At 64.5% G+C, this 24,283-nt stretch carries 19 protein-coding genes and 1 pseudogene; 14 read left to right on the top strand and 6 right to left on the bottom strand.

Features of this window, described 5'->3' with window-relative positions:
* Positions 1-133: 133 nt before the first annotated feature.
* The 3 genes from HU766_RS17340 to HU766_RS17330 all read right to left on the bottom strand — a co-directional run bounded on the left by HU766_RS17340 (position 134) and on the right by HU766_RS17330 (position 4,211).
* On the bottom strand, positions 134-1,945 hold the full coding sequence (locus HU766_RS17340) for an autotransporter domain-containing protein (protein ID WP_186659250.1): 1,812 nt from the start codon (positions 1,943-1,945) through the stop codon (positions 134-136).
* A 215-nt stretch (positions 1,946-2,160) separates the two neighbouring features.
* Positions 2,161-3,000, bottom strand: coding sequence for a TIGR03915 family putative DNA repair protein (locus HU766_RS17335; RefSeq protein WP_186659235.1), 840 nt, complete (start codon positions 2,998-3,000; stop codon positions 2,161-2,163).
* Positions 2,991-4,211, bottom strand: coding sequence for a putative DNA modification/repair radical SAM protein (locus HU766_RS17330; RefSeq protein ID WP_095065032.1), 1,221 nt, complete (start codon positions 4,209-4,211; stop codon positions 2,991-2,993). The genes HU766_RS17335 and HU766_RS17330 overlap by 10 nt, the downstream gene beginning before the upstream one ends.
* 146 nt (positions 4,212-4,357) lie before the next feature.
* Here HU766_RS17330 and mqo point away from each other — a divergent pair, with 146 nt between their 5' ends.
* From mqo to HU766_RS17315, 3 genes and pseudogenes are all read left to right on the top strand, one after another.
* A complete protein-coding gene (gene mqo / locus HU766_RS17325; RefSeq protein ID WP_186659232.1) occupies positions 4,358-5,947 on the top strand; it encodes a malate dehydrogenase (quinone) in 1,590 nt (529 codons plus the stop codon).
* Between the two features lie 172 nt (positions 5,948-6,119).
* Positions 6,120-6,233, top strand: a pseudogene (locus HU766_RS17320) (SAM-dependent methyltransferase); the annotation flags it as partial.
* A gap of 101 nt (positions 6,234-6,334) precedes the next feature.
* A complete protein-coding gene (locus tag HU766_RS17315; protein ID WP_186659229.1) occupies positions 6,335-7,030 on the top strand; it encodes a tRNA (adenine(22)-N(1))-methyltransferase TrmK in 696 nt (231 codons plus the stop codon).
* A 1-nt stretch (position 7,031) separates the two neighbouring features.
* Here HU766_RS17315 and HU766_RS17310 read toward each other — a convergent pair whose 3' ends face one another.
* Positions 7,032-7,298 (bottom strand): DUF2790 domain-containing protein, encoded by a 267-nt coding sequence (locus HU766_RS17310; RefSeq protein WP_186659226.1) that lies wholly within the window; start codon positions 7,296-7,298, stop codon positions 7,032-7,034.
* 125 nt (positions 7,299-7,423) lie between these two features.
* Here HU766_RS17310 and HU766_RS17305 point away from each other — a divergent pair, with 125 nt between their 5' ends.
* Positions 7,424-8,356 carry a LysR family transcriptional regulator gene (locus tag HU766_RS17305; protein WP_186659223.1) on the top strand — a complete coding sequence of 311 codons (933 nt, stop codon included), beginning with the start codon at positions 7,424-7,426 and terminating at the stop codon, positions 8,354-8,356.
* Between the two features lie 45 nt (positions 8,357-8,401).
* On the opposite strand, the gene HU766_RS17300 is transcribed toward HU766_RS17305, so the two are convergent.
* The gene (locus HU766_RS17300) at positions 8,402-9,553 is read right to left on the bottom strand and encodes an acyl-CoA dehydrogenase family protein (RefSeq protein ID WP_186659220.1); all 1,152 of its coding nucleotides are present in this window, start codon (positions 9,551-9,553) and stop codon (positions 8,402-8,404) included.
* A 16-nt stretch (positions 9,554-9,569) separates the two neighbouring features.
* On the bottom strand, positions 9,570-10,640 hold the full coding sequence (locus HU766_RS17295; protein ID WP_033697561.1) for an enoyl-CoA hydratase/isomerase family protein: 1,071 nt from the start codon (positions 10,638-10,640) through the stop codon (positions 9,570-9,572).
* Positions 10,641-10,914: 274 nt separating this feature from the next.
* Between HU766_RS17295 and mdcA the strand changes: the two genes are divergently transcribed.
* The 10 genes from mdcA to mnxG all read left to right on the top strand — a co-directional run bounded on the left by mdcA (position 10,915) and on the right by mnxG (position 24,267).
* Positions 10,915-12,576 (top strand): malonate decarboxylase subunit alpha, encoded by a 1,662-nt coding sequence (gene mdcA / locus HU766_RS17290; protein ID WP_186659216.1) that lies wholly within the window; start codon positions 10,915-10,917, stop codon positions 12,574-12,576.
* Positions 12,576-13,418 carry a triphosphoribosyl-dephospho-CoA synthase gene (locus tag HU766_RS17285; protein ID WP_186659212.1) on the top strand — a complete coding sequence of 281 codons (843 nt, stop codon included), beginning with the start codon at positions 12,576-12,578 and terminating at the stop codon, positions 13,416-13,418. Before mdcA ends, HU766_RS17285 begins: the two co-directional genes overlap by 1 nt.
* Position 13,419: 1 nt before the next feature.
* Complete coding sequence (locus tag HU766_RS17280; RefSeq protein ID WP_033697564.1) at positions 13,420-13,716, top strand: malonate decarboxylase subunit delta; 297 nt, start codon at positions 13,420-13,422, stop codon at positions 13,714-13,716.
* Positions 13,713-14,561: a biotin-independent malonate decarboxylase subunit beta gene (locus HU766_RS17275; RefSeq protein ID WP_186659206.1), complete on the top strand. Its 849-nt coding sequence runs from the start codon at positions 13,713-13,715 to the stop codon at positions 14,559-14,561. The genes HU766_RS17280 and HU766_RS17275 overlap by 4 nt, the downstream gene beginning before the upstream one ends.
* Complete coding sequence (mdcE, locus tag HU766_RS17270; protein WP_186659202.1) at positions 14,558-15,349, top strand: biotin-independent malonate decarboxylase subunit gamma; 792 nt, start codon at positions 14,558-14,560, stop codon at positions 15,347-15,349. Before HU766_RS17275 ends, mdcE begins: the two co-directional genes overlap by 4 nt.
* Position 15,350: 1 nt before the next feature.
* Complete coding sequence (locus HU766_RS17265; RefSeq protein ID WP_186659198.1) at positions 15,351-15,965, top strand: malonate decarboxylase holo-ACP synthase; 615 nt, start codon at positions 15,351-15,353, stop codon at positions 15,963-15,965.
* A complete protein-coding gene (gene mdcH / locus HU766_RS17260) occupies positions 15,962-16,882 on the top strand; it encodes a malonate decarboxylase subunit epsilon (protein WP_186659195.1) in 921 nt (306 codons plus the stop codon). Before HU766_RS17265 ends, mdcH begins: the two co-directional genes overlap by 4 nt.
* Before the next feature lie 163 nt (positions 16,883-17,045).
* Complete coding sequence (gene madL, locus HU766_RS17255; RefSeq protein ID WP_186659192.1) at positions 17,046-17,468, top strand: malonate transporter subunit MadL; 423 nt, start codon at positions 17,046-17,048, stop codon at positions 17,466-17,468.
* 2 nt (positions 17,469-17,470) lie between these two features.
* A complete protein-coding gene (gene madM, locus HU766_RS17250) occupies positions 17,471-18,235 on the top strand; it encodes a malonate transporter subunit MadM (RefSeq protein WP_033697574.1) in 765 nt (254 codons plus the stop codon).
* A gap of 170 nt (positions 18,236-18,405) precedes the next feature.
* Positions 18,406-24,267 (top strand): manganese-oxidizing multicopper oxidase MnxG, encoded by a 5,862-nt coding sequence (gene mnxG, locus HU766_RS17245; protein WP_186659189.1) that lies wholly within the window; start codon positions 18,406-18,408, stop codon positions 24,265-24,267.
* Positions 24,268-24,283: the final 16 nt, after the last annotated feature.

Below are 24,283 nucleotides of genomic sequence, written 5' to 3'. Positions count from 1 at the left end.
TCGGAAAGGGTAATGACGGTTGCTGGTCGGCCCATGTCGATGCCCTTGGAGAGTTGGCTTCCACAGAGCCTAGCTCAGATTTTCAGCGGTATTTGTGAAACACCACACTAGATGCAGACTGTCCACTCATCGCTCAAAAGCTGCCACTGAAACTCGCAAACAAGCTGGCGTCCTGGGCCTCCCTCTGCAGGGTGGTCGTTGTAACTCCGACACTGGCGCTCACATCGCCTAACACTACCCGCACCCCCAGCAGCGCAGTCACGTAGTAACGGTCGAACTCCAGCCCCGGCACCCGATACGGGCCAGCTCCAGGTACGGTTTGCAGCCATGCGTTGGCCTGCTTGCTGCCTTCAAACGCCTGATCGTAGGTGATCTGTGCATAAGGCTCAAAACGACTTGCTCGTAGACGGGCCTGCCAACCAATTCGACCCACGGTCGAGTCAACCTTTTGATCGTAATAGCCCATGGCGGTGAAGCTTTTATTGCTCTCGACATAGTCATCTAACTCCACCCGCTGCCAGATGATTGCGGCCAGCGGCCCATGTCGCAAATCGCCCACATTGTCGAACTCATAACCTGTGTTAAGGGCCATCGTGAGGTTGTGCCCTTCTGGAGTACCGTTGTGGGTGTGGGTAGCAGGTCCGATCTGAACCTTACGGGTGACGTCATAATCCAGCCAGCTATAGCTGAGCTGGCCATTCACCCACACTCGCTCACCGTACCAGCCACTAAACAGGCCGAGGGTTGAGTCGGACTGCGTGTACCCCCCTTGATGCGCACCGAAGTTAGCCTCCATGCGACCAACACCGGCGAAGCCTCCCATTACAACGCCGTTACGGGACCAATCGACGCCAAACAAGCCAGCAGGGGCCGAGCCGTCGTACAGGCGGCCATGATCATAACGCTGAGTGTCGTGACGAAGGCTACCCCACCAGCGCCAACCGTCTGCGGGCCGACTGCCTACGTGTTGGCTGACCTGATCAGCGCGGCTTCGACCCACCGTGTGCGCTGAGTGGGTGAGGACTTGCTGGTATCGCGGCGCTTCGAGCACCGAAATGGCGTACTGCCCGAGCATTTGATTAGCGGCTGTGCTCAAGTGCACATCGTCTGCAAACAAGTAGGTCATATCCGCGTTGGGGACGACGTAGTCCGCCGGGCCGCAGATCAACGCCAATTTTCGTCCGCAGGCGGCATCAGTGACATTGGTGAAACCATAGCTGTCGGGGTTGCCTGCCAGCGCTTGCATGAAGCTGAACGCATCCAGGGGAATGAACGCCAAGCCAGCCTGCCTCAACCCACCGTAAAGCGCATCATTGTAAGCTTGGTAGCGAGGCGTTATCCGCGCCATGGCCTCTGCCCCCCTGTCGCGAATGCGCGGGATAAGCCCCATATCCGGCAGGTTGGGCACCAATACGTAGCGTGCACCGGCTCGCCCTAGGTCAGCAACGATGCCAATCTGGTCAGTCACTGTCGCACTGACCACGACTGGCACTTGGCTAGGGTCGACAATAGACGCCATGTCATTGATGCCGCCCCAGACCGTGTACAGCGCCCGGGGATCAGCGACACCACCAGTGGTCGAAAAGTACTGAGCCAGCTGGTCTGTCAACGAGGGGATCGGCCCAAGCTCACCGGCCGCCGGCATGCTCACTCGCGCACCACCCGCAGCGTAACTGTCGCCCGTCTGGCCATTGCCGTTGGCGCTTGCATCCACACCATAGTGGTCAGCCAAATGCTCTGACCAGACCTTGCCCGGATTGGTGGTCAACTTACCTAGCCCAGCTTGAACCCCAGGAGGTAGCAACGGCCGGTAATAGCCACTGTCGGTGTAACTGTCGCCCAGAAAAAGGGTGCGCGAGAAGGGCGCTTCTGTGGCAATTGAAGGCGTTGCGACGAAGAACAGCGCCGTAGCTGCGCCAGCAGGTATGCACGTTCTGATCGACATGGAATCTACCTGATGATGTCCAGACGGGGCCTTGATAGGGGCTCACGAGACAGTCCTTATCGAGCCGAACCATGGCGAACTTTGCGGCGATCATAGGCGTGCCTTACTAAGTGCTGCTACTGACAAAACTAACAGTTCCACGCTGCGTTCAGACGTGCCTGCAAAGACCCCATGTTCGGTCATGCCGTTGAAAACGGGGGCGGTAAGCACGTGCGTTACTCACCTCTACAAATCCGTTTGCCGCGCTGCGAGGCCACTTCCAGCGCCTGCCCATCCCGCTGTTTGCCCTGCCGTGCCAGGCCTTCAAGCTGGGGTATCAGCATGCCTTCCGGCAAATGCCGCCAGAACCGCCCGGGCATATGCAGGCGCAGCGCGTCCGGGTTGAGGCGGGCAGGGTTGAAGGTGTGGCGATAATAGGTGCGCCACAGTTCGGCGCCGGGGTCGTCGGCATGGCGCGCCCACTGCCGCCAGTCATCGGGGCAGTGGCGGTGGTAATCGAAGGCCTGGCCGTCGAAGCGGATGCCATCGGTGGGTGTGGCGATCAACCAGCGTTGTCGGCCCAGGCGGTCGGCAAAGTGCGCACTGGCATCGTGCAGGATGTCGTGGGCGGGCTCGTGATAGGCGACCAGGTCCAGCTGCAGTCGCTCGGCCAACGCCTCGGGCAGGGGGACGAAGCGCACGAAGGCATGCAGGTGGTGCGCCTCACGGCTGACTTGTTTGATCCGCCGGTGCAGCTCACTGCCCAGGCGGTCGCCCGCGAGCATGGCGGTGCGATCGCCATGGGCGACGCGCCAGAGCACTTCGTACAGCAGGTTCCAGCGTTGCGCGCCGCGATAGCAGGCGGCCTGTGCCAACTGGCTCAGTAACGCCGCCGGCACTTTGCCGCGAAACGGGCCGGGGCCTTGAGGCAGCGGTGCCGGCACGGCCAGCAGATCATCGATAGGGCCTTGTGACCAGGTCACCTCGGCCGGGTCGATGCCATGGCCGAGCAGCGTTCGGGCTTGGTCACGCCAGGTGGCGAAGTGGTTATCACAGTCGAGCGCGATCACCCCCACAACCCCATCTGCACAGGCGCTTGTGGCTCGCGCAGGCGTTCGCGCAACAGGCCGCTGCGCAGCTCGGCCTGGGCCGGGCGGTAGTCGCTGGTGACAATGAACGGCCGGGCCTTGTCCAGTACGCAGCGCAGTTGGATCAGGTCGTCATAGCGGATGCGCCGTTCACGGCGCAGCGCCACCAGGCGCTGCACGCTGCGCAGGCCGATGCCCGGGATACGTGCCAGCAAGGCCGGTTCGGCGCGGTTAACATCCAGCGGGAAAACTTCGCGATTGGCCAGCGCCCAGGCCAGCTTGGGGTCGATGTCCAGTGCCAGGTTGCCGCTATGGCCCAGCAGTTCGCCGGCCTTGTAGCCATAGCCACGCAGCAGGAAGTCGGCCTGGTACAGGCGGTGCTCACGCAACAGCGGCGGCGCCGCCAGGGGCACGCTGCCCGGGCTGTCGGGGATCGGGCTGAAGGCCGAGTAGTACACACGCTTGAGACCGTACCCCTGGTACAGCGACTCGGCATTGCGCAGCAGCGTGCTGTCATCGGTGGCGTCGGCGCCGACGATGACCTGGGTACTTTGCCCGGCGGGCGTGAAGCGCGGCGCCTTCGGCTCGTTGGCTACGGCTTGCTGGCCTTGGTGGATGACCGCCATGGCCTGGCGGATGGTGTGCGCGTGTTTCTCCGGTGCCAGGCGTTTGAGGCTGGCATCGGTCGGCAGCTCGATGTTGACGCTCAGGCGGTCGGCCAGGCGCCCGGCTTCCTCGATCAGCAGCGGGTCGGCGTCGGGTATGGTCTTGAGGTGGATGTAGCCGCGGAAGTTGTGCTCGTCGCGCAGCAACCGTGCCACGCGGATCAGTTGTTCCATGGTGTAGTCGGCCGAGCGGATGATGCCCGAGCTGAGGAACAGGCCGCTGATGCAGTTGCGCCGGTAGAAGTCCAGGGTCAGGCGCACCACTTCTTCCGGGGTGAAGCGCGCCCGCGGTACGTTGCTGGAGCGGCGGTTGACGCAGTACTGGCAGTCGTACAGGCAGAAGTTGGTCAGCAGCACCTTGAGCAGCGACACGCAGCGGCCGTCCGGCGTATAGCTGTGGCAGATGCCCATGCCATTGGTGGCGCCCAGGCCGTCGCCGCCGCGCGAGCTGCGCTTGGGCGCACCGCTGCTGGCGCAGGAAGCATCGTACTTGGCGGCGTCGGCGAGAATGCCGAGTTTGGCGATGAGCTGCATGGTGGCTGACTCGAAACACTGAATATTCATACAGTATTTTGAGCGCGGCCTGATTGCAAGCCCCAGTGATCGAGGTGCCCCAGTAAAACCCTCAGCTAAGCTTGTGCTGGACTTTACGGACAGCTACGAGGCGTGCGGGAGAGGACATGAAAATCACGATCGAGGCGAAGTGGGCGCTGGCCGGCCTGGCGCTGGCGATGGGCATGCTCAATGCCCAGGCGGCTGAAACCAAGAAGGTCGATGTGCTGCTGGTGGGCGGCGGTATCATGAGTTCGACCCTGGCTGTCTGGCTCAATGAGCTGGAGCCAGGCTGGTCGATGGAGATGGTCGAGCGCCTGGACAAGGTGGCCGAAGAAAGCTCCAACGGCTGGAACAACGCCGGTACCGGCCACTCGGCCCTGGCGGAGCTGAACTACACGCCAGAGAAGGATGGCAAGATCGACATCAGCAAGGCGGTGGAGATCAACGAGTCGTTCCAGGTGACCCGACAGTTTCTAGCCTGGCAGGTCAAGCAGGGCGTGTTGAAGAACCCCCACTCATTCATCAATACCACCCCGCACATGAGCTTTGTCTGGGGTGACGACAATATCCGCTTCCTGAAAAAGCGCTACGAGGCGTTGCAAGCCAGCCCGTTGTTCAAGCCGATGCAGTATTCCGAAGACCACGAACAGATCCGCAAGTGGGTGCCTCTGATGATGGAGGGGCGCGACCCCAACCAGAAACTGGCCGTGACCTGGGCGCCGATCGGCACCGACGTCAACTTTGGTGAGATCACCCGGCAGTACGTGGGCTACCTGCAGACCCGGCCGAACTTCGACCTTAAGCTGTCGACCGAGGTCCAGGACATTACCCGTAACGAAGATGGCTCCTGGCATGTGGAGTACAAGAACCTGAAGGACGGCAGCCAGGCCGCCACCGATGCCAAGTTCCTGTTCATCGGTGCAGGGGGCGCGGCGCTGCCGCTGTTGCAGAAGTCCGGTATCGATGAGGCCAAGGACTATGCCGGATTCCCGGTGGGAGGGTCGTTCCTGGTAACCGACAACCCGGCCATTGCCCAGCGCCATATGGCCAAGGCCTACGGCATTGCGGCGAGCGGCGCCCCGCCCATGTCGGTACCGCACCTGGATACCCGTGTGCTCGATGGCAAACGCATGATCCTGTTCGGCCCGTTCGCTACCTTCTCGACCAAGTTCCTCAAGCAGGGTTCGTTGCTTGACCTGTTCGCCAGCGCCAGTGTTCACAACGCCTGGCCGATGGTCAGGGTAGGGGTGCGCGAGTTCGACCTGGTGCAGTACCTGGTCGGTCAGGTCTTGCAGTCCGACGATGACCGCTTCGAAGCGCTGCGCACCTACTTCCCCGAAGCCAGGAAGGAAGACTGGCGCCTGTGGCAAGCCGGCCAGCGTGTACAGATCATCAAGAAAGACGAGGCCCAGGGTGGTGTGCTCAAGCTGGGTACCGAAGTGGTCACGTCCAAGGACGGCAGCATCGCCGGCCTGCTGGGGGCATCGCCTGGCGCCTCGACTGCGCCACCGATCATGCTGGATGTGTTGAACAAGGTGTTCAAGGACAAGGTGGCTTCAGCAGCCTGGCAGGCGAAGATCAAACAGATCGTGCCGTCCTATGGCATCCGGCTGAACGAGCATCCGGACAAGGTGCAGGAGGAGTGGACGTATACCAATGAGGTGCTGCAGTTGAATCCGCCGTCGGGTGGTGAAAGCCCAGGTGTCGCGCCATAACGCTATTCGCGAGCAAGTCGGGGCGCCGAACCGTCGCTCCTCCATCCGTTTCGGGCCAGTTATTCCTGAGGCATTGCGCGCGGCCCCTTGGCGTCCGCCTCAATATTGTGCCGGACAAACAAGGCGGTCGCGCGCTGGCACAGGCGTGACTGGCCTGAAACGGATGTAGGAGGGTGCCCAGGCTGGGGAGGCGCGGTTACGCGCGGTGTTCGAGGAGGCGGGTTTCACACGGTTCCAGCGCGCCACACAAACACCGTTCAACCTGATACTGGAGGCGCGCAAATAGCCGCCGCCCTTGCCGTCACCTGCGCCATTCGGCTTTTGCGCATTGTAATGCCGCGCCGTGGTCGTCAGAATCGCGCCCGGTTTTCGAGCAAGGGGCTTACGTTGAACGAACAGACACTCTCCATGCGCCTGGAGCGCGTGGCGGCGCATGTGCCGCAAGGCGCGCGCCTGGCCGATATCGGCTCGGACCATGGTTATCTGCCGGTAGCGTTGATGCTGCGTGGCGCCATCGAAGCAGGCGTGGCCGGTGAAGTGGCGCACACGCCCTTTGCCTCGGCCCAGCGCAACGTGCGCCGCAACGGCCTGGAGGCGCATATCACCATTCGCCTGGCCGATGGGCTGGACGCGATCGAAATGGCCGACCGGATCTCGGCCGTCAGCCTCTGCGGCATGGGTGGCAAAACCATGTGCGAGATTCTAGAGCGCGGCAAGCATCGCTTGAGTGGCAGCGAGCGCCTGATCCTGCAACCCAACGGCGATGAGTGCGAACTGCGCAGCTGGCTGATGCAAAACAGCTATCGGATCGTCAGTGAAGAATTGTTGCGCGAAAACCGCTTCGACTACGAAATTATCGTCGCCGAACCTTGTGAGGCAGTGGCTTATACCGCCGAAGAGCTGTACTTCGGCCCGCTGCTGATGCGCGAAAAAGCCCCGGCGTTCGTGACCAAATGGCAGCGCATGCTGCGCCAGAAGCAGCAGACGTTGGCCAACTTCGAACACGCTCGGGATACGATACCCGAGGAAAAGCGCCGCGATTTCGCTCGGCAGATCAGCTGGATCACCCAGGTACTGGCCTGACTCACTGCTGCGAGCAGTTGCCCATTTCCCGGTAGTTGACCTCGCGGGTACGGCCTTGGTGGTCGACATACACCATATGCGCGGTGCCGACCTGGCAGTCGGCAGCGTTGCTGGCCGGGGTGATGGAGATGACTTTGGCGACATCCAGCGGCATGCCGTATTCGTAGTTGCCCGTGCTCGCGGCCGGCTGCTGTGTGCCGGCGTCGGCAAAGGCGCCGAACGAGGCGAGGGTAGCGGCAAAGGCAAGGACGGCGATCGAACGTTTCATGGCAGGCTCCTTCTTCAATGTTTTACCAATGATGTATTCATTGGTGATCCACAATAAATGGGCTAAGCCGTGATAGATTCCTGCCTGAAACGTAAGAATAAGACCGATCAAGGAGCCCACCCCCCATGGACATGCTGCATGCCATGCGTACTTTCACCCGTGTGGTCGAATGCGGCAGCTTCGCCGCAGCCGCCAATGCCCTGGACATTTCTGCGGCGCAGGTGTCGCGCATCGTTGCCGAGCTAGAGAACCAGCTACAGACCCGCCTGCTGCACCGCACCACGCGCCGTTTGCGCATGAGCGAGGCGGGCGAACGGTTTCTGGAGCGCGCGCGGCAAATCATGCTGCTGACCGAAGAAGCCGTCGGCGAGGCGCGAGGCGCGCACCTTACCCCCCGTGGGCGTTTGCGCCTGCACTGCCCGCATGGCCTGGGCCTGCTGCTGATGCCGCTGGTGGCGGGCTACAACGCGCTGTGCCCGGAGGTGGTGGTCGAGTTGACCTTGTCTCAGCGCAATCCTGACCCCTTGGCCGAAGGGCATGACGTGGTGATCACCGTGGACGAGGCTTTGCCGGACTCGCAGCTGATCGCCGTGCCGCTGGGCAACATCTTCAGCATCCCCTGCGCGGCACCCAGTTACCTGGAGACCTTTGGCGTGCCCGAGCGGCCGGAAGACCTGCATGGGCATCGCTGCCTGCGCATGGCGTACCCGATGTACGAAGGCGACTGGGTGTTCCCCCAAGGTGTCGATCACTGTGTGATCGCACCGCGCGACAGCTTCCTCACCAACGTGGCCGATGCGATGCTGTTGGCCAGTGAGCTGGGCATGGGCATCGGGCTGCTGCCGTTCTACACCGCCAGCCAGGCGATCGAGCAGGGGCGTTTGCGCCGGTTGTTGGCGCCGTATCGCCTGCGTGAGAGTGCGCTGTATGCGATCTATCCGTCGCGCCACTACCTGGATGCCAAGGTGCGTACCTGGATCGATTACCTCAAAGAGCAACTGCCCGCGCTGTTCGAAGGGCATGCGCGGGTAGTGGATGACGCGCGCTACTGGCGCTGAGCCAGGTTGCGCGACCGCCCCAACAGCGGCCGCGCTAGCCGGCTGTTACAGTGAATAATGCTTGAGCTCCCGCGCAATCAGCATCCGCTGGATCTCGCTCGAACCCTCGTAGATCTGCGTGATACGCGCATCCCGATAATGGCGCTCTACCGGGTAGTCCTCCAGGTAACCATAACCGCCATGCACCTGGATGGCCATGGAGCACACCCGCTCGGCCATTTCCGAGGCGAACAGCTTGGCCTGCGAAGCCTCCGACAGGCACGGCTTGCCGGCACTGCGCAAGCGGGCCGCATGCAAGATCAGCAGGCGCGCGGCATTGACCTGCACCTGCATGTCGGCCAGCAGGTTGGCGATGCTCTGGTGCTCGTTGATCGGCTTGCCAAACTGCACCCGATCACGCGAGTAGGCCAGCGCCGCTTCGAACGCGGCGCGGGCGATGCCCAACGCTTGCGCGGCAATGCCGATACGCCCGCCTTCGAGGTTGGACAGGGCGATGGCCAGCCCCTTGCCACGCTCGCCGAGGATATTGGCGGCAGGGATGCGGCAGTCGTCCAGGGTCACCGCGCAGGTGTCGGAGGCGCGGATGCCCATCTTGTGCTCGCTGCGCTCGACCTTGAAACCAGGGTTGTCCGTGGGCACCAGAAAGGCCGAGAGGCCCTTCTTGCCCAGCGCCGGGTCGGTCACGGCGAAGACAATCGCCAAGCCCGCGCGACGGGCATTGCTGACAAACTGCTTGGCGCCGTTGATCACCCATTCGCCATTCACCAGCTCGGCACGCGTGCGCAGGTTGTGGGCCTCGGACCCCGCCTGCGGCTCGGTCAGGCAGAAGCAGCCAATCACCTCGCCAGTGGCCAGGCGCAGTAACCAGGCCTGCTGTTGCTCGGCAGTGCCATAGGCCAGCAGCGGGCCGCAACCCACCGAGTTGTGAATGCTCATCATCGCCCCGGTGGCGCCACAACCGGCGGCGATCTCTTCCACGGCCAGGGCGTAGGCGACGTAGTCGGTGTAGCTGCCGCCAAAGGTGTCCGGGACGACCATGCCGAGCAGCCCCAGCTCGCCCATCTTGCGCACCACGCCATCATCGATCCAGCCGGCCTTTTCCCAGGCCTGGGCATGGGGCGCGATTTCGCCACGGGAAAAATCCCGGGCCATGTCGCGGATCATGATCTGTTCTTCGCTCAGTTCCAGGTCTTGCATCTGTGTACTCCCGGGCTCACAGGCCTTCGAAGAATTGGTCGACCCGCCGGCGCTCGAGCCCGGCCAGGGTTGGCGGGTTCCAGCGCGGCTGTTTGTCCTTGTCGATGATCAGGGCGCGCACGCCCTCAACGATATCGCCGTACTGGAACCACTGGCGGTCCAGGTGCAGTTCCATGGCAAAGCACGCTTCAAGCGCCAGGTGGCGGCCGCGGCGCAGCATCTCCAGGGTAACTGCCATGGCCAGTGGCGAGCGGCTTTCCAGCTGGTCGGCGGTGGCCAGGGCCCACTGGTGGCTGTCGCCGATGCTCACGGCGCGCAGTTGCTCGATGATCGCCGGCAGGTCGGGGAGGGCGAAGAAGTGGTCGATGATCGGGCGCAGCTTCTGCAGTGGTGCGTCGTCCAGTACCTGGGTGCCGAGTTTGGCCAGCAGGCTTTGCAGGTCCTTGAGCGGGTGGTCACCGAAGGCCAGCTTGTCCAGGCCCTGGTCGAGGGCGCTGAGGGCGTCACTGCTCACGTACCAGTCGGCCAGCCCGCAATAGAGGGCATCGGCTGCCTGGATCTGGCTGCCGGTAACACCGAGGTAAATGCCCAGTTCACCCGGGATGCGCGGGAGGAAATAGCTGCCGCCAACGTCCGGGAAATAGCCGATGCCGACCTCTGGCATGCCTAGCCGGCTGCGTTCGGTGACCACACGCAGGTCACACCCCTGAGCCAGGCCCATGCCGCCCCCGAGGGTGAAGCCGTCCATCAGTACCAGCACCGGTTTGCGGTAGTGGTGGATGCACAGGTCGAGCGCGTATTCCTCGACGAAAAAGTCTTCGTGCAGGTTATCGCCGTTTTTGTAGCTGTCGTGCAGCGAGCGGATATCGCCCCCGGCGCAGAACCCTTTAGGCCCTTCGCCACGCAGCACCACGGCGCGCACCTGCGGGTCTTCTGCCCACTGGTCCAAGTGCTGGCGCAGGCTGCGGACCATGTCCAGGGTGAGGGCATTGAGGCCGGCGGGGCGGTTCAGGGTCAGGTGGCCAATCTGGTTACGGACCTCGGCCAAGACATGATCCGTTGCCGAAGTGTGAGCATGCGCGGTCATCGCGTTCTCCCTGCTTTGTTATTGATTTTCCAAGTGAAGTCTGGAGTTCGCTGGAGGATAGCTGGATCCTGTCATGCGAATTTGCCGTGCACAATCGGTAAATCTGCAGGGGTGTCCTGCATTTTTGTCACTCTAGCAGTGTGTACAGGTCTCGGTGGGTGCGGATAAGTCCTCAACTATTAACCTTAGCGTAATGATCGCGCACCCAGCTTGATTGATGCCCAGGCCCGCACCGCCCTAAGGTGACCCACGACAGCGAACCTGTGGAGTCACCATGACAACAACGAAGAATCCACCGCCGCAATGGTCGCGGCGGCGCGCCGAGAAACAGCGCCGCCTTGACCGGGCCCACCACCTCGCCGACGGCGTGGTGCTGCCTACCGAGCGTATCGTCGAGGCCCTGGAGCTGTTGCTCGCCCCCGGAGACCGGGTGGTACTGGAAGGCAACAACCAGAAGCAGGCCGATTTCCTCTCGCGCTCACTGGCCAAGGTGGACCCAGCGCGCCTGCACGACCTGCACATGATCATGCCCAGCGTCAGCCGTGCCGAGCACCTGGACCTGTTCGAGCGTGGCATCGCCCGCAAGCTCGACTTCTCGTTTGCCGGGCCACAAAGCCTGCGCATCGGGCAGTTGCTGGAAGACGGCCTGCTCGAAGTCGGCGCCATCCACACCTATATCGAGCTTTACTCGCGGCTGTTGGTCGACCTTATCCCCAACGTGACACTGGTCGCAGGCTTCATGGCCGACCGCGATGGCAACCTCTATACCGGCCCCAGCACCGAAGACACCCCGGCCCTGGTGGAGCCTTGCGCGTTCAGCGATGGCATCGTCATCGCCCAGGTCAACCAGCTGGTGGACCGGGTCGACGACCTGCCGCGCGTCGATATCCCAGCGTCCTGGGTCGACTTCGTGGTGGTCGCCGACCAGCCGTTCTACATCGAGCCGCTGTTTACCCGCGACCCGCGCCACATCAAGCCGGTGCATGTGCTGATGGCGATGATGGCGATCCGTGGCATCTATGAAAAACACCAGGTGCAGTCGCTGAACCACGGGATCGGCTTCAACACCGCAGCCATCGAACTGATCTTGCCGACCTACGGCCAATCCCTGGGCCTGAAAGGCAAGATCTGCCGCAACTGGACGCTCAACCCTCACCCCACCCTGATACCCGCCATCGAGACCGGCTGGGTCGAAAGCGTGCATTGCTTCGGCACCGAGCTGGGCATGGAGGACTACATCGCCCAGCGCCCGGATGTGTTCTTCACCGGCCGCGATGGCTCGCTGCGCTCCAACCGCATGATGTGCCAGCTGGCCGGGCAATACTCCGTCGACCTGTTCATCGGTGCCACCTTGCAGGTGGATGGCGATGGCCATTCCTCAACCGTGACCCGCGGCCGCCTGGCCGGCTTTGGCGGTGCGCCGAACATGGGCCATGACCCCCGCGGCCGCCGCCACGCAACCCCGGCCTGGCTCGACATGACCGTGCCCGAGACCATGCTCGAACGCGGCCGCAAGCTGGTGGTGCAGATGGTCGAAACCTATCAGGAGGGCGGCAAGCCCACCTTCGTCGAAACCCTCGATGCGGTCGAAGTGGCGAAAAAAGCCGGCATGCCCCTGGCCCCTGTGATGATCTACGGCGATGACGTCACCCACCTGCTCACCGAAGAAGGCATCGCCTACCTGTACAAGGCGCGCTCCCTCGAAGAGCGCCGGCAGATGATCGCTGCCGTAGCCGGCGTCACCGCCATTGGCCTGCGGCACGACCCCAAAGACACCCAACGCCTGCGCCAGCAAGGCCTGGTGGCATTGCCCGAAGACCTCGGCATCCGCCGCACCGACGCCAGCCGCGAGCTGCTGGCCGCGCGCAGTATTGCCGACCTGGTCGACTGGTCTGGCGGCCTGTACAACCCGCCCGCACGGTTCAGGAGCTGGTGATGAAAGCACTCAACCTGCACACCTTGCCCCTGGCCGACCGCCTGGCCGACCTGGCAGTCGATGCGCTGATCGACGAAGCCGACCTGTCGCCCAAACCGGGCCTGGTAGACCGTCGCAGCAACGGTGCCCACACGGACATGACGCTGGCGTTGATGCATGCCTCGGCGTTGGCCCTGTGGCCCTGCCTGCGGCAGATGGCCGAAGCGGCCGAGGCCATTGGCGAGATCGGCGTGCCCTTGCGCGCAACCCTGGGCCGTATTGGCCGTGAGGGCGAAGCGGCGATGCTGGCGACCACGGGCGGGGTGAACACCCACCGCGGCGCGATCTGGGCCTTGGGCCTGCTGGTGGCCGCCAGTGCGCTGGGTGCCCAGGCTGGCCCCGCTGCATTGGCCGCCCGCGCCGGGCGCATTGCACTGATCGACGACCCAGGCGCAACCCCTGAAGACAGCCATGGTGTGCAGATACAGCGCCGCTATGGCAGCGGCGGTGCCCGTGAGCAGGCGCAGTTGGGGTTCCCTGCTGTGATCACTCACGGGCTGCCGCAACTGCACCGCAGCCGCGCTGCCGGCGCCCGTGAAAACCAAGCACGGCTCGATGCCTTGCTCGCGATCATGGCGGCCCTGGCCGACACCTGTGTGCTTTGGCGTGCCGGGCCGCAAGGGCTGGCCACGGTCCAGCAGGGCGCCCGTGCCGTGCTGGAGGCGGGTGGCAGTGCCACCCTGGCCGGGCGCCGGCAGCTGCGCCGGCTGGACCAGCAGTTGCTGCACCTGAATGCCTCACCGGGCGGCGCCGCCGATCTGCTGGCCGCCTGCCTGTTCCTCGACAACGCCGGGAGCCTGTGACATGGAAACCCTGACCTTTCAATTCGCCGCCGCCGAACCTGGCCGTGGCCGCACCGTGGTGGGCTGCGTCAGCTCCGGCGACCTGGAGGTGCTGATCGAGCCCGGCACCGCCGGCAGCCTGCAGATTCAGGTCGTAACCTCGGTCAACGGCAGCGGCGCCCGCTGGGCGCAACTGTTCCAGCGCCTGTTCGAAGGCCGCCAGTGGCCCGCTGTGAACATCGACATCCATGACTTCGGCGCCACCCCTGGCGTGGTGCGCCTGCGGCTGGAGCAAGGCTTCGAGGAGATCGCCCCATGACGGACATCGAACGCTTGCTGCAAAGCCGCAGCTTTGTCGAACTGGGCGCGCGCCAGCGGGCCCGCGCCGTACTCGACCCGGGTAGCTTCCGCGAACTGTTGGGCCCGTTCGACCGGCTCATGTCGCCCTGGCTGCCACGCCAGGGCATCGTGCCCCAGGCCGATGATGGCGTGGTCATCGCCAAGGGCCGCCTGAACGGCCGCCATACCGTGGTCGCCGCTATCGAAGGGGGCTTCCAGGGTGGCAGCATGGGCGAGGTGGGCGGGGCCAAGATCGCCGGTGCGCTGGAGCTGGCCATCGAAGACAACCGCAACGGTACCCCGACCAGCGCCGTGTTGCTGCTGGAAACCGGTGGCGTGCGCTTGCAGGAAGCCAACCTTGGGCTGGCGGCGATTGCCGAGATCCAGGCCGCGATCGTCGCGTTGCGCAGCTACCAGCCGGTGATCGGCCTGATCGCAGGTACGGTCGGCTGCTTCGGCGGCATGTCCATCGCTGCCGGGCTGTGCAGCCACTTGCTGGTCACCCGCGAGGCGCGCCTGGGCCTCAACGGCCCGCAGGTGATCGAGCAGGAAGCGGGCATCGGCGAATACGACGCCAAGGACCGGCCGTTCATCTGGAGCCTCACCGGTGGCGAGCAGCGCCATGCCAGCGGGCTGGTGGATGGCTACGTCGCCGACGATGTGGATGCCATCCGCCAGCAGCTTCTGCAACTGCTCGACACCCCAGCCACAGACCGGGCCAGCCGCCATGCCTGGTTCCTCGAGCGGCTGTCGCGCCTGGGCGATGACTGCCCGCAACTGGATGCCGCCGCCGTGCGCACCCTCTATCAAGGAGAAGCCAAATGAACCGTACCTCGAACTGGCTGCCGGGCCTGGCCGGCGGCCAAGCGTTGCCGGGCTACCCTGCGTCGCTGCAGGTGATCGACGGCGAACTGGACAACCGCCTGGCCCGCTTCATTGCTGTGGTGCCAGATGCGCACAACCCGTTCCCCCGGGCCCGCGCGGGTGAAGTAGGCCTGCTGGAAGGCTGGGGGTTGGCCAAGGCGGTGAGCGAGGCGGTCGAGGCCGACCGCCACGGCGAGAAGCGCGCGATTGTCGCGGTCATCGATGTGCCGAGCCAGGCCTATGGCCGCCGCGAAGAAGCGTTGGGCATTCACCAGGCCCTGGCCGGTGCGGTGCAGGCGTATGCCCAGGCGCGCCTGGCCGGGCACCCGGTGATTGGCTTGCTGGTCGGCAAGGCGATGTCGGGTGCTTTTCTGGCGCATGGCTATCAAGCCCAGCGCCTGATCGCGCTGGATGACGCTGGTGTGATGGTACATGCCATGGGCAAGGCCGCCGCCGCGCGCATTACCCTGCGCAGCGTCGAAGCGCTGGAAGCCCTGGCCGCAGAGGTGCCGCCGATGGCTTACGACCTCGACAGCTACGCCTCGCTGGGTTTGCTGTGGCGACGCCTTGGCGTGGACAACGCCGAGACGCCAAGCGCCGACGATTTGGCCCGAGTGCGTAGTTGCCTGGCCGACGCTGTGCGCGATATCGGCACCTCGACCGACCTGTCATCGCGGCTGACGGGCGAGAACCGGCGGGCGTCGCGCGGGGTGCGCGAGCACCTGCGTCGTCAGTGGCAGGGGGCCTGAGATGAACACGCCACGCCCACACGACCTGCTCTGGGGCTTGCCCCTGTCTGCGCTGCCTGACGATACCCCGCAGTGGGCGCTGCAGGTGGTGGCAAGCGGCCAACCTGTGGTGGTGCGCCGTGCAGCCTGCGCTGACGGCTGGGTGGCGGTGGGCGTACGCGGGCAAAGCCGGGATCAGCGGCTGGGCACGCAGATGCGCCTGGGCGATATCCTGCGTCTGCAAAGCCCTGAGGCATTGCGCGGGTGCGCGCCGAGCCCTTGGCCTGCGCTACAGGCCTTGGCCTCGGTGGCCCCGGTGCTCGACACCTGCGGGCTGGCCTGGGGCCCGACGGGTGGGGTGGGCTATCAGTTGGCCACGGGTATCAACGTGCTGCACCTGGCCAGCGATCTGGACCTGGTGCTGCGTGCACCGCACCCTTTGACGCGCGCAAAGGCCCTGGAACTGCTGGACATCCTCGACTGCACACCGTGCCGCATTGATGTGCAGCTGGAAACACCGGCAGGCGCCGTCGCCCTGCGCGAGTGGGCAGGTTGTGCCCGGCGCGTACTGCTCAAATCGCCCCTCGGCGCGCGCCTGGTCAGCGACCCCTGGGCTGCCCTGGAGTGCGCGGCATGAGCAGCCTGTTCGCGTTCCCCGGCCAAGGGGCTCAGCAGGTGGGCATGTTGCATCGTCTGCCTGACGGCGCCGGTCAATTACTGGAAGAGGCCAGTGATACCTTGGGCCAGAGCGCCCTGGGCCTGGACAGCCAGGAGGCCCTGCAGGGCACCCGTGCGGTGCAGCTTTGCCTGTTGCTGAGCGGGGTTGCCTGGGCCCGTTGGCTGATGCAGCGCAGCCCTGCGCCGGACTACGTGGCCGGCCTGTCGATTGGCGCCTATCCCGCTGCGGTTGCGGCGGGTGCCCTGGGGTTCGCCGATGCTGTGCGGCTGGTGGCCCTGCGTGGCGAGCTGATGCAGTGCACCTATCCGCACGGTTACGGTATGACCGCACTCAGCGGCCTCGACCTGGCTAGCGTCGAGCGTTTGCTGAGGGCGGTGGGCGGTGAGGTCTACGTCGCCAACCTCAACAGTGAAAACCAGATCGTCATTGCCGGCAGCGAGGCGGCCATGGCCGCGGTGGCACGCCGCGCGCGCAGCCAGGGCCAAGGCGTCGCACGGCACCTGGCGGTGAGCGTGCCATCCCATTGCCCGCTGCTCGCCGGCCCGGCTGCAGAGCTTGCCAAGGCCTTTGCCACGGTCGAGCTGCGCCGGCCTGCGATCACCTACCTGAGTGGCAGCAGTGCACGGCCAATCTTCGATACACAGCGCTTGCGCGACGACCTGGCCGGCAACATGGCACAGGTGGTGGATTGGCGTGCCACGTTGCGCAACGCCTATGAACGCGGGGTACGCCTGCACCTGGAAATACCGCCGGGCAATGTGCTCAGCGGCCTGGCCCGGCCGGTGTTTGAACAGGGCAGGGTGGTGAGCGTGGAAGGCACCCGCCCGGATACCCTCGACGCGCTGCTGCGCCAGGAGGTGGCCCAGAACCGATGATGGCAGGCTGGAGCGATGCCTGTAGGAGCGGCCTTGTGTCGCGAAAGGCCGCAAAGCGGCCCCGACAATCTGGCAACTCCCACATTGACCGCGTGAGCCGCGCAAGTGTGTGTTTACGAAGAACAACAACAAGCAACTTCGACACTACCTGAGGACAACAACAATGATTATCTATGGTGTGGCTCTGCTGGCGGTATGCACGCTTGCCGGCGTCATCGTCGGCGACTTCCTGGGCGTGCTGCTGGGTGTCAAATCCAACGTGGGCGGGGTCGGCATCGCCATGATCCTGCTGATTTGTGCGCGGCTGTACAGGCAGCGCCATGGCGGCATGAGCGAGGCGTGCGAGTTCGGCGTCGGCTTCTGGGGCGCCATGTACATCCCGGTGGTGGTGGCCATGGCCGCCCAGCAGAATGTGGTCACCGCCCTGCAAGGCGGGCCGGTGGCGTTGCTGGCGGCGATCGGCGCGGTACTGGTGTGCGGTGCGACCATCGCGCTGATAAGCCGCAGCCACCGCGGCGAACCCTTGCCCGCGCTTGAGCCCGCCCCCGAAACCCCGGTGCAGGTTGCCCCTGCAGGAGGTCGTTGATCATGTGGCCGATCATGGACAATGCCCTGGAGCACAACGGCCTGATCACGGCCTTCGCGGTGGTCGGTGCGATCATGTGGTTGTCGGTACTGATGTCGAAATACCTGACCTTCGGCCGGGTGCACGGCTCGGCGATCGCCATCGTCATCGGCTTGGTGCTGGCGTGGGTGGGCGGCACTGTTACCGGCGGGCAAAAAGGCCTGGCGGACATGGCGCTGTTCTCAGGCATCGGCCTGATGGGCGGGGCGATGCTGCGAGACTTCGCCATCGTCGCCACGGCCTTCGAAGTGCAGGCCACCGAGGCCCGCAAGGCCGGGATGATTGGCGCCGTGGCGTTGCTGCTGGGCACGGTACTGCCGTTTATCGTCGGTGCGGCGGTCGCCTACGCGTTCGGTTACCGCGATGCCGTGAGCATGACCACCATCGGTGCGGGCGCCGTCACCTATATCGTCGGGCCAGTGACGGGGGCGGCCCTGGGTGCCAGCTCCGATGTGATGGCGTTGTCGATTGCCACGGGGTTGATCAAGGCGATTCTGGTCATGGTGTTCACGCCAGTATCGGCGCGCCTGCTGGCCCTGGACAACCCGCGTTCGGCCATGGTGTTCGGCGGTTTGGCCGGGACGGTGTCGGGGGTGACGGCAGGGTTGGCGGCAACGGACCGCCGGCTGGTGCCCTACGGCGCGTTGACGGCGACGTTCCATACCGGGCTGGGCTGCCTGATGGGGCCTTCGATCTTGTATTTCTGTGTGCGTGGGTTGATGGGTTAAGGCGATGGGCTGCGCAGCAGCCCCATCCCCCGAATCGGGGAAAGCCGTTGGGGAATCCTCCCCAATCTGTTTCGGTTGATCGCGTAAAACACTGAAATTAATAGCAATTCACATGTGGCATATACCTTGCTGAACCTCCTCGCAGAGTTCCTGTGTTCCGGAGGTGCAGCATGTCGACCCCGCTCAAAGGCCCCGTCCTGTCATCATTCTTCCTGGCCCTGCTTGGCTGGGAAGCGACCAGCGAGGCAGCTGTGCAGTGCCAGCGCACCTTGGTCGCCAATGTGGTGGCACTGGACCAGCCGCTGATGTTCAACCGCCTCGGCGCGCAAAACGCCAACGGCATGATGTTCGCCTTGCGCGAGGATGTGGTGGACGAGCACCAGGTCCCGCTCGGCAAAGGTGGCGCCGCCGTGCCTGGCAAAGTCACCTTGCGCCCGGACAAGCGTCCACGGCCGATCGTGTTGCGCGTGGCGGCAGGCGATTGCCTCACCGTCAACCTGACCAACCTGCTGGCTTACCAGGCCAACCCCAACAAGCACGGCATCGACCACGAAGAGAACGAGGCCGAAGGTGAGGAGGAGGAAGGGCCGGAAACCGAATTCGAAAACGAAGGCGGTGAGCACTTCGTTGCCGATGAGCAGGTCAGCGACCGCCACGTAGGCTTCCAGGTCAACGGCATGCAAGCGGTCAACAGCATTGGCGATATTGCTGCCAACACCGGCCGCAACGGCAACTTCCTGGTGTCACCGGGCAATACCCGCAGCTACACCCTGTATGCCGAACGCGAAGGGGCGTTCGCCGCCACCAGCCAAGGCGCGACCTTCGGCGGCCAGGGCGGTGCCGGCAACGTTGCCAATGGCTTGTTCGGCCAGGTGGTGGTGGTGCCCAAAGGCGGGCGCACCTTCCGCAACACCCTCACAGAAGAAGAGATGCGCCTGGCCAGCACCGGCCGCACCGCCACTGGCCAACCGGTTATCGATTACCAGGCACGCTACCCCCAGGCCGAGCCTTGGATCACCGAAGGCAAGGCCGGTAAACCGATCATCGCCATGGTCGATGGCAACGAGATCCTCAACAGCGAGACCGATGCCATTGTCATGGGCCCCAACCCCGATGGCAGCTTCCCGCGTTCGACCTATCCGCTGGAAAGCGTCAACAAACGTAACCCGGCGCTGCCCAACCGGCTGGACGCGTTCCGTGATTTCGCCTCGCAGTTCGCTGACGAAGTGGCCGCAACCCAGGCCTTCCCCGGTTACTGGGCCGACCCGGTCATGGGCCATGTACTGGAGCCGACCCGTGATTCGTTCATGATCAACTACGGTTCTGGGGGCATGGGCGCCGAAGTGGTGGCCAACCGCCTGGGCGTGGGCCCGATGCACGACTGCTTGTCCTGCGCCTACGAGGAGTTCTTCCTCAGCGCCCACACCGTGGGCGATATCGGCACGCTGGTGGACGTGCCGGCCAACGTTGGCCTGGAGAACATCCGCCCAGGCGAGACGCCGCCGGCCAGTGCCATCGGTGTCAAGGCCAGCATGGCCCTGTACCCGTCAGAACCGGCCAACGTCCACCACAGCTACATGGGTGACTTCACCAAGTTCCGCAACACGCACAACGGTCATGAACAGCACATCTTCCATTTGCACGGGCACCAGTGGCTGTTCAACCCCAACGACGATAACTCCGACTACGTCGACGCCCAGGGTATCGGCCCGGGCATCGGCTACACCTACGAGATCGCCAACGGTGGCTCTGGCAACCGTAACCGGGTGGCCGGCGATGCTATCTATCACTGCCACTTCTACCCGCACTTCGCCCAGGGCATGTGGGCCATGTGGCGGGTGCACGATGTGTTCGAGGAAGGCACCCGGCTGGAGGTCAGTGGCCAGGCCGCGAACGGCTACCACAGCACCCCGTTTGCCCTGCGCAGCGGCAAACCGGCGGTTGGCGCGCGGGCCTTGCCCGACGGTGAGATCATTGCGGGCACACCCATCCCCGCCATCGTCCCACTGCCTGGCAAAGCCATGGCGCCCATGCCGGGCAAGGTGGTCGTGGTACCCAAGCTTGCTGAGCAACGGGTGGCAGCCAATGACGAGGAGGATGACGACGGCGAGGAGGGCGACGATGACCATGGCCATGGCGTAGCTGAACCCAAGGCCGTCGGCTCGCTGGCACTGGTCGACCGCAGCGAGAGCAACCGTAACGCCGACGGCACCTTGAAAAACCCCGGTTATCCGTTCTGGATCGGTGGCATGGAAAGCAGCGTCGGCCAACGGCCTCCCACCCCGCCGCTGGACATGCTCGACCCTGCACTGGCCCAACAACTCAAGAACAGCGGCAACGCCCTGTGGGCCAACCTGGACGCCAACCAGGTCGATGGTTGGGATGGTGGCCTCGGCCGGCATGCACTGGATGGTGTTTCGGCAGGGGGTGAAGCACAGACCACCACCACCAAGCTGGATTTCTCCAAGGTGGTGCACAAAGCCAAGCCGATCTACCTGCCCGAAGAGGGCACGGAAGTTGAGCAGGCAGCCATGAAATTCCACGCCAAGGCCGAGCACCCCAGCTATGCGCTGATACCCGGCAGCCAACCGGTGGCGCGTAACTTCCGCACCAACGGCGCCCTGCCGACCGCCGGTGCGCCGTTCTTTGAACCCTGCATGGACGACCGTGGCAAGCGCCTCACCCAGTCGTCGGGGGTGGGCGAGTACGCCAGCGGCGAGAGCCTGACCGGCATGAACTTCCGCGGCGCTTCTGCCTTCACCGCCGACCGCCCGCGCATCTACAAGGGCGCCAATATCCAGTTCGATGCGGTCTACAACAAGGTCGGCTACCACTTCCCGCAGGCACGCATCATCGCCCTCTGGGAAGACGCCTGGCCGGTGATCACCAAGCAGCGCCCGCCAGAGCCGTTGGTGATGCGCATGAACACTTTCGACTGCACCATGTACCAGCACACCAACCTGATCCCCTCCATTTATGAGATGGACGACTACCAGGTACGCACCCCGACCGACGTGATCGGCCAGCATATTCACCTGCCCAAGTGGGACCTCACCGCAGCCGACGGTTCGGCCAACGGCTGGAACTACGAGGACGGCATCCTCTCGCCCGGCAGCGTGGTCGAGCGCGTGCATGCCATTCGCGCCTACAACGGTTGTACCGAAGGCGACAGCCGGGACGGTACCGCCGCCTGCCCGAAAGCCAAGCAACACCCTTACTTCGGGCGTTTCGGCCGGGCCGACTGGCTGGGCGCGCGCACGGCGATGCAACGTTGGTTCGCCGACCCGGTGGTTAACGTGCATAACGTCGACCGTGGCCTGGGCACCATCTTCACCCACGACCACCTTGGCCCATCGACCCACCAGCAGTTGGGCCTTTACGCCACGGTACTGGCCGAGCCTGCCGGCTCTACCTGGTACCACGCCGAAACCGGCGAGCAGCTGTACAACCCGTCTCGCCAGGACGGCGGGCCGACCTCGTGGCAGGCGGTGATCAAGACCGGTGACCATGACGGCGATGGCCGTAACGACAGCTACCGCGAGTTCTTCCTCGAGTACAGCGACTTCCAGCATGCCTATGAAGCGGGCGTGTACGTTGGCGCGGGGCCCGACGGTATTCCCAATGGCCAGTCGTACCCGGCCACTGCCGACAGCTTCCGCTACGCCATCAACCCACCGGTACGGCAGAAGGCCTCGTCGCTGCTCGAATCGGTGGTCGAGTCGCGTGGCGGGCTGAGCCCAGGGTGCCCGACCCGGCCGTGCCCACAGGCCATTTCGGTGGATGACCCTGGCATGTTCGTCGTCAACTACCGTAACGAGCCGCTGGCCCTGCGGGTGTTCGACCCCAACAAGGTGGCCCCGGACGGCAAGCGTGGCATGCAGGCCGACGGCCTGGGCGGCGACCTCAGCTATGCCTTGCAAAGCCGCATTGACCGCGCGATCCCGGCGATGAACATGGCGCCTTCGGCGATCACCTCGGCGGTGGGCCCCACCGGTGGCACCACGGTATTCCCGCCGCACATCAACACCGCCGGCAGCGAACCCGGCGACCCGTTCACGCCAATGTTGCGCACCTACTCGGGCGACAACGTGCGGCTGCGCATGCATGCCGGTGGCCATGAAGAGGAGCACAACGTCACCTTGCACGGGGTCAAGTGGCTGCAGAACGGCTCGGGCTTTGGCAGCAGCTCCAACTCGGGGTGGAAAGCGTCGCAGATGATCGGCATCTCCGAACAACTGGGCTTCATGGCGCCGGTGTCGATGATCTCCAGCTCCGCCGCCACCAACGGCGACTACCTGTACTCGCTGGACGCGGCACTGGAAGGCTACTGGAATGGCATCTGGGGCATCATGCGCAACTACACCACCTTGCGCCCGGACCTGTTTCCGCTGTCGAACAACCCGCAGCCGGTGGCCATGCGCAACACCGTGAACTTTGACGGCATCTGCCCGAAAACCACGGCCAACGTCAATGGCATCGGCACCCGGGCGACGATCAAGCGCAACTACGAGATCGTCGCCGCACTGGCCAACGACATCCTCGAGAACCGCCACGGCGTCAGCATCGCCGACCCGGCGGGGGTTGGCCAGCATGTCGGTGGTCCGCTCAAGGCCGACGGCGGCACCCTGGTGTTCAACAGCCGCACCACCAGTATCCCGCAGGTCACGGTGGTCGACGAGGAGGACGGCACCACCTTCACCGTCGGTGGCCACAGCGCGCCGCTGCACGACCCGACCGCTGTGCTGTATGTGCGCAAGGCAGACCTGGATGCCAGCACCGGCAAGCTCAAGCCCGGCGTGCCGGTAGAGCCGCTGGTGCTGCGCGCCAGCGCCGGTGACTGCATCAGCATCACCCTGGAAAACCGCCTGCCGCTGGTGATGCCCGACCTGCCGAGCACCGCAGTGATGCAGAACGTGGTCAAACGTGACCGCAACGGCAGCGAAGGCTCCACCGCCTTCAACAACAACCTGATGCGGCCTTCCAGCCATGTGGGCCTGCATGCCCAGTTGCTGGCCTACGACATCACCAAGTCCGACGGTGCCAACGTTGGCCTCAACCCGGTGCAGACCGTGCCGCCGCGTGCCGGCAACAGCGGCGCCTACCCGTCCAAGGTGTACCAGTACTACGCCGGCCACCTGGAGCGCGAAGGCAAACCGGTGCTGCAACTGGGCCGTACGGTAGACAACATCAACACCACGGCGATCGAGTTCGGCGGCCTCAACCTGACCCCGTCGGACTTCATCAAGCAACCGCAAAAAGGCCTGGTCGGTGCCATGAGCATCCTGCCGCAGGCTGCCACTTTCACCGAGGACACCGCCAGCCGTGCCCAGGCGACGGTGAAAGTCAGCGGCCAGCCCGACTACCGCGACTTTGTCACGGTGTGGCAGCGCTCGATGAACATGCGCTGGGCTGATGGCCGGCCTGTGGAAGGTATCGCTACTGAGGGCAATGGCGTGCCGGGCGACCCTAAAGACAACGGCAACATGGCCATGAACTACAAGACCGAACCGTTGTGGCTGCGCTTCGGCATGGCGCCGGACGCACCCTTCGGCCACGCCGACGGCAATGGCTTTGCCGATGTGCCAAATGCCCACATGGCCTACAGCAACGCCCTGGTCGGTGGCGACCCGCAAACGCCGGTGCTGTGGGCCAAGCCTGGCCAGCCGGCGCGCAGCCATGTGCTGATGCCAAGCGGTGGCAGCCGCGGCATCACCTACCAGCTGGACGGGCACCTGTGGCCGCTGCACGCCTACCAGGCCGAGAAGAATGACGTCAATGGCTACCCGATGAGCCTGCCCGGCATCGGCTCGGTGCGCTTCGGTTACAACCCGATGTCCATCTACATCGGTGCCCAGGAAAGCGTACTGCCGGCAGCGCACTTCAGCTTCATGCTGCCCAGCGCAGGCGGGGCCAACGCGGTGCCGGGGGACTACCTGTTCCGCGACTACGCCGCCTACGGCAACCTCTCGGGGTTGTGGGGGATCTTGCGGGTAACCAACGAAGCGCCGCCGGCAACGGCTGCAGCACAATAACGACATGGGAGCGCGA

It is taken from the genome of Pseudomonas sp. SWRI77 (assembly GCF_014269105.1).
Lineage (GTDB): Bacteria > Pseudomonadota > Gammaproteobacteria > Pseudomonadales > Pseudomonadaceae > Aquipseudomonas > Aquipseudomonas capeferrum.
Note: the sequence above shows the minus strand (reverse complement) of the source record. Positions and strands in the feature narration are given on the sequence as shown.

Excerpts from the sequence above, each read along its gene's own strand:
- HU766_RS17305 (WP_186659223.1), top strand. The coding sequence starts at position 7,424 with ATGGACATGCTGCATGCCATGCGTACTTTCACCCGTGTGGTCGAATGC.
- HU766_RS17300 (WP_186659220.1), bottom strand. The coding sequence starts at position 9,553 with ATGCAAGACCTGGAACTGAGCGAAGAACAGATCATGATCCGCGACATG.
- HU766_RS17275 (WP_186659206.1), top strand. The coding sequence starts at position 13,713 with ATGACGGACATCGAACGCTTGCTGCAAAGCCGCAGCTTTGTCGAACTG.
- mqo (WP_186659232.1), top strand. The coding sequence starts at position 4,358 with ATGAAAATCACGATCGAGGCGAAGTGGGCGCTGGCCGGCCTGGCGCTG.
- HU766_RS17330 (WP_095065032.1), bottom strand. The coding sequence starts at position 4,211 with ATGCAGCTCATCGCCAAACTCGGCATTCTCGCCGACGCCGCCAAGTAC.
- mdcE (WP_186659202.1), top strand. The coding sequence starts at position 14,558 with ATGAACCGTACCTCGAACTGGCTGCCGGGCCTGGCCGGCGGCCAAGCG.
- HU766_RS17295 (WP_033697561.1), bottom strand. The coding sequence starts at position 10,640 with ATGACCGCGCATGCTCACACTTCGGCAACGGATCATGTCTTGGCCGAG.
- mdcH (WP_186659195.1), top strand. The coding sequence starts at position 15,962 with ATGAGCAGCCTGTTCGCGTTCCCCGGCCAAGGGGCTCAGCAGGTGGGC.
- madL (WP_186659192.1), top strand. The coding sequence starts at position 17,046 with ATGATTATCTATGGTGTGGCTCTGCTGGCGGTATGCACGCTTGCCGGC.
- HU766_RS17340 (WP_186659250.1), bottom strand. The coding sequence starts at position 1,945 with ATGTCGATCAGAACGTGCATACCTGCTGGCGCAGCTACGGCGCTGTTC.
- mdcA (WP_186659216.1), top strand. The coding sequence starts at position 10,915 with ATGACAACAACGAAGAATCCACCGCCGCAATGGTCGCGGCGGCGCGCC.
- HU766_RS17310 (WP_186659226.1), bottom strand. The coding sequence starts at position 7,298 with ATGAAACGTTCGATCGCCGTCCTTGCCTTTGCCGCTACCCTCGCCTCG.
- madM (WP_033697574.1), top strand. The coding sequence starts at position 17,471 with ATGTGGCCGATCATGGACAATGCCCTGGAGCACAACGGCCTGATCACG.
- HU766_RS17265 (WP_186659198.1), top strand. The coding sequence starts at position 15,351 with ATGAACACGCCACGCCCACACGACCTGCTCTGGGGCTTGCCCCTGTCT.
- HU766_RS17280 (WP_033697564.1), top strand. The coding sequence starts at position 13,420 with ATGGAAACCCTGACCTTTCAATTCGCCGCCGCCGAACCTGGCCGTGGC.
- HU766_RS17285 (WP_186659212.1), top strand. The coding sequence starts at position 12,576 with ATGAAAGCACTCAACCTGCACACCTTGCCCCTGGCCGACCGCCTGGCC.
- mnxG (WP_186659189.1), top strand. The coding sequence starts at position 18,406 with ATGTCGACCCCGCTCAAAGGCCCCGTCCTGTCATCATTCTTCCTGGCC.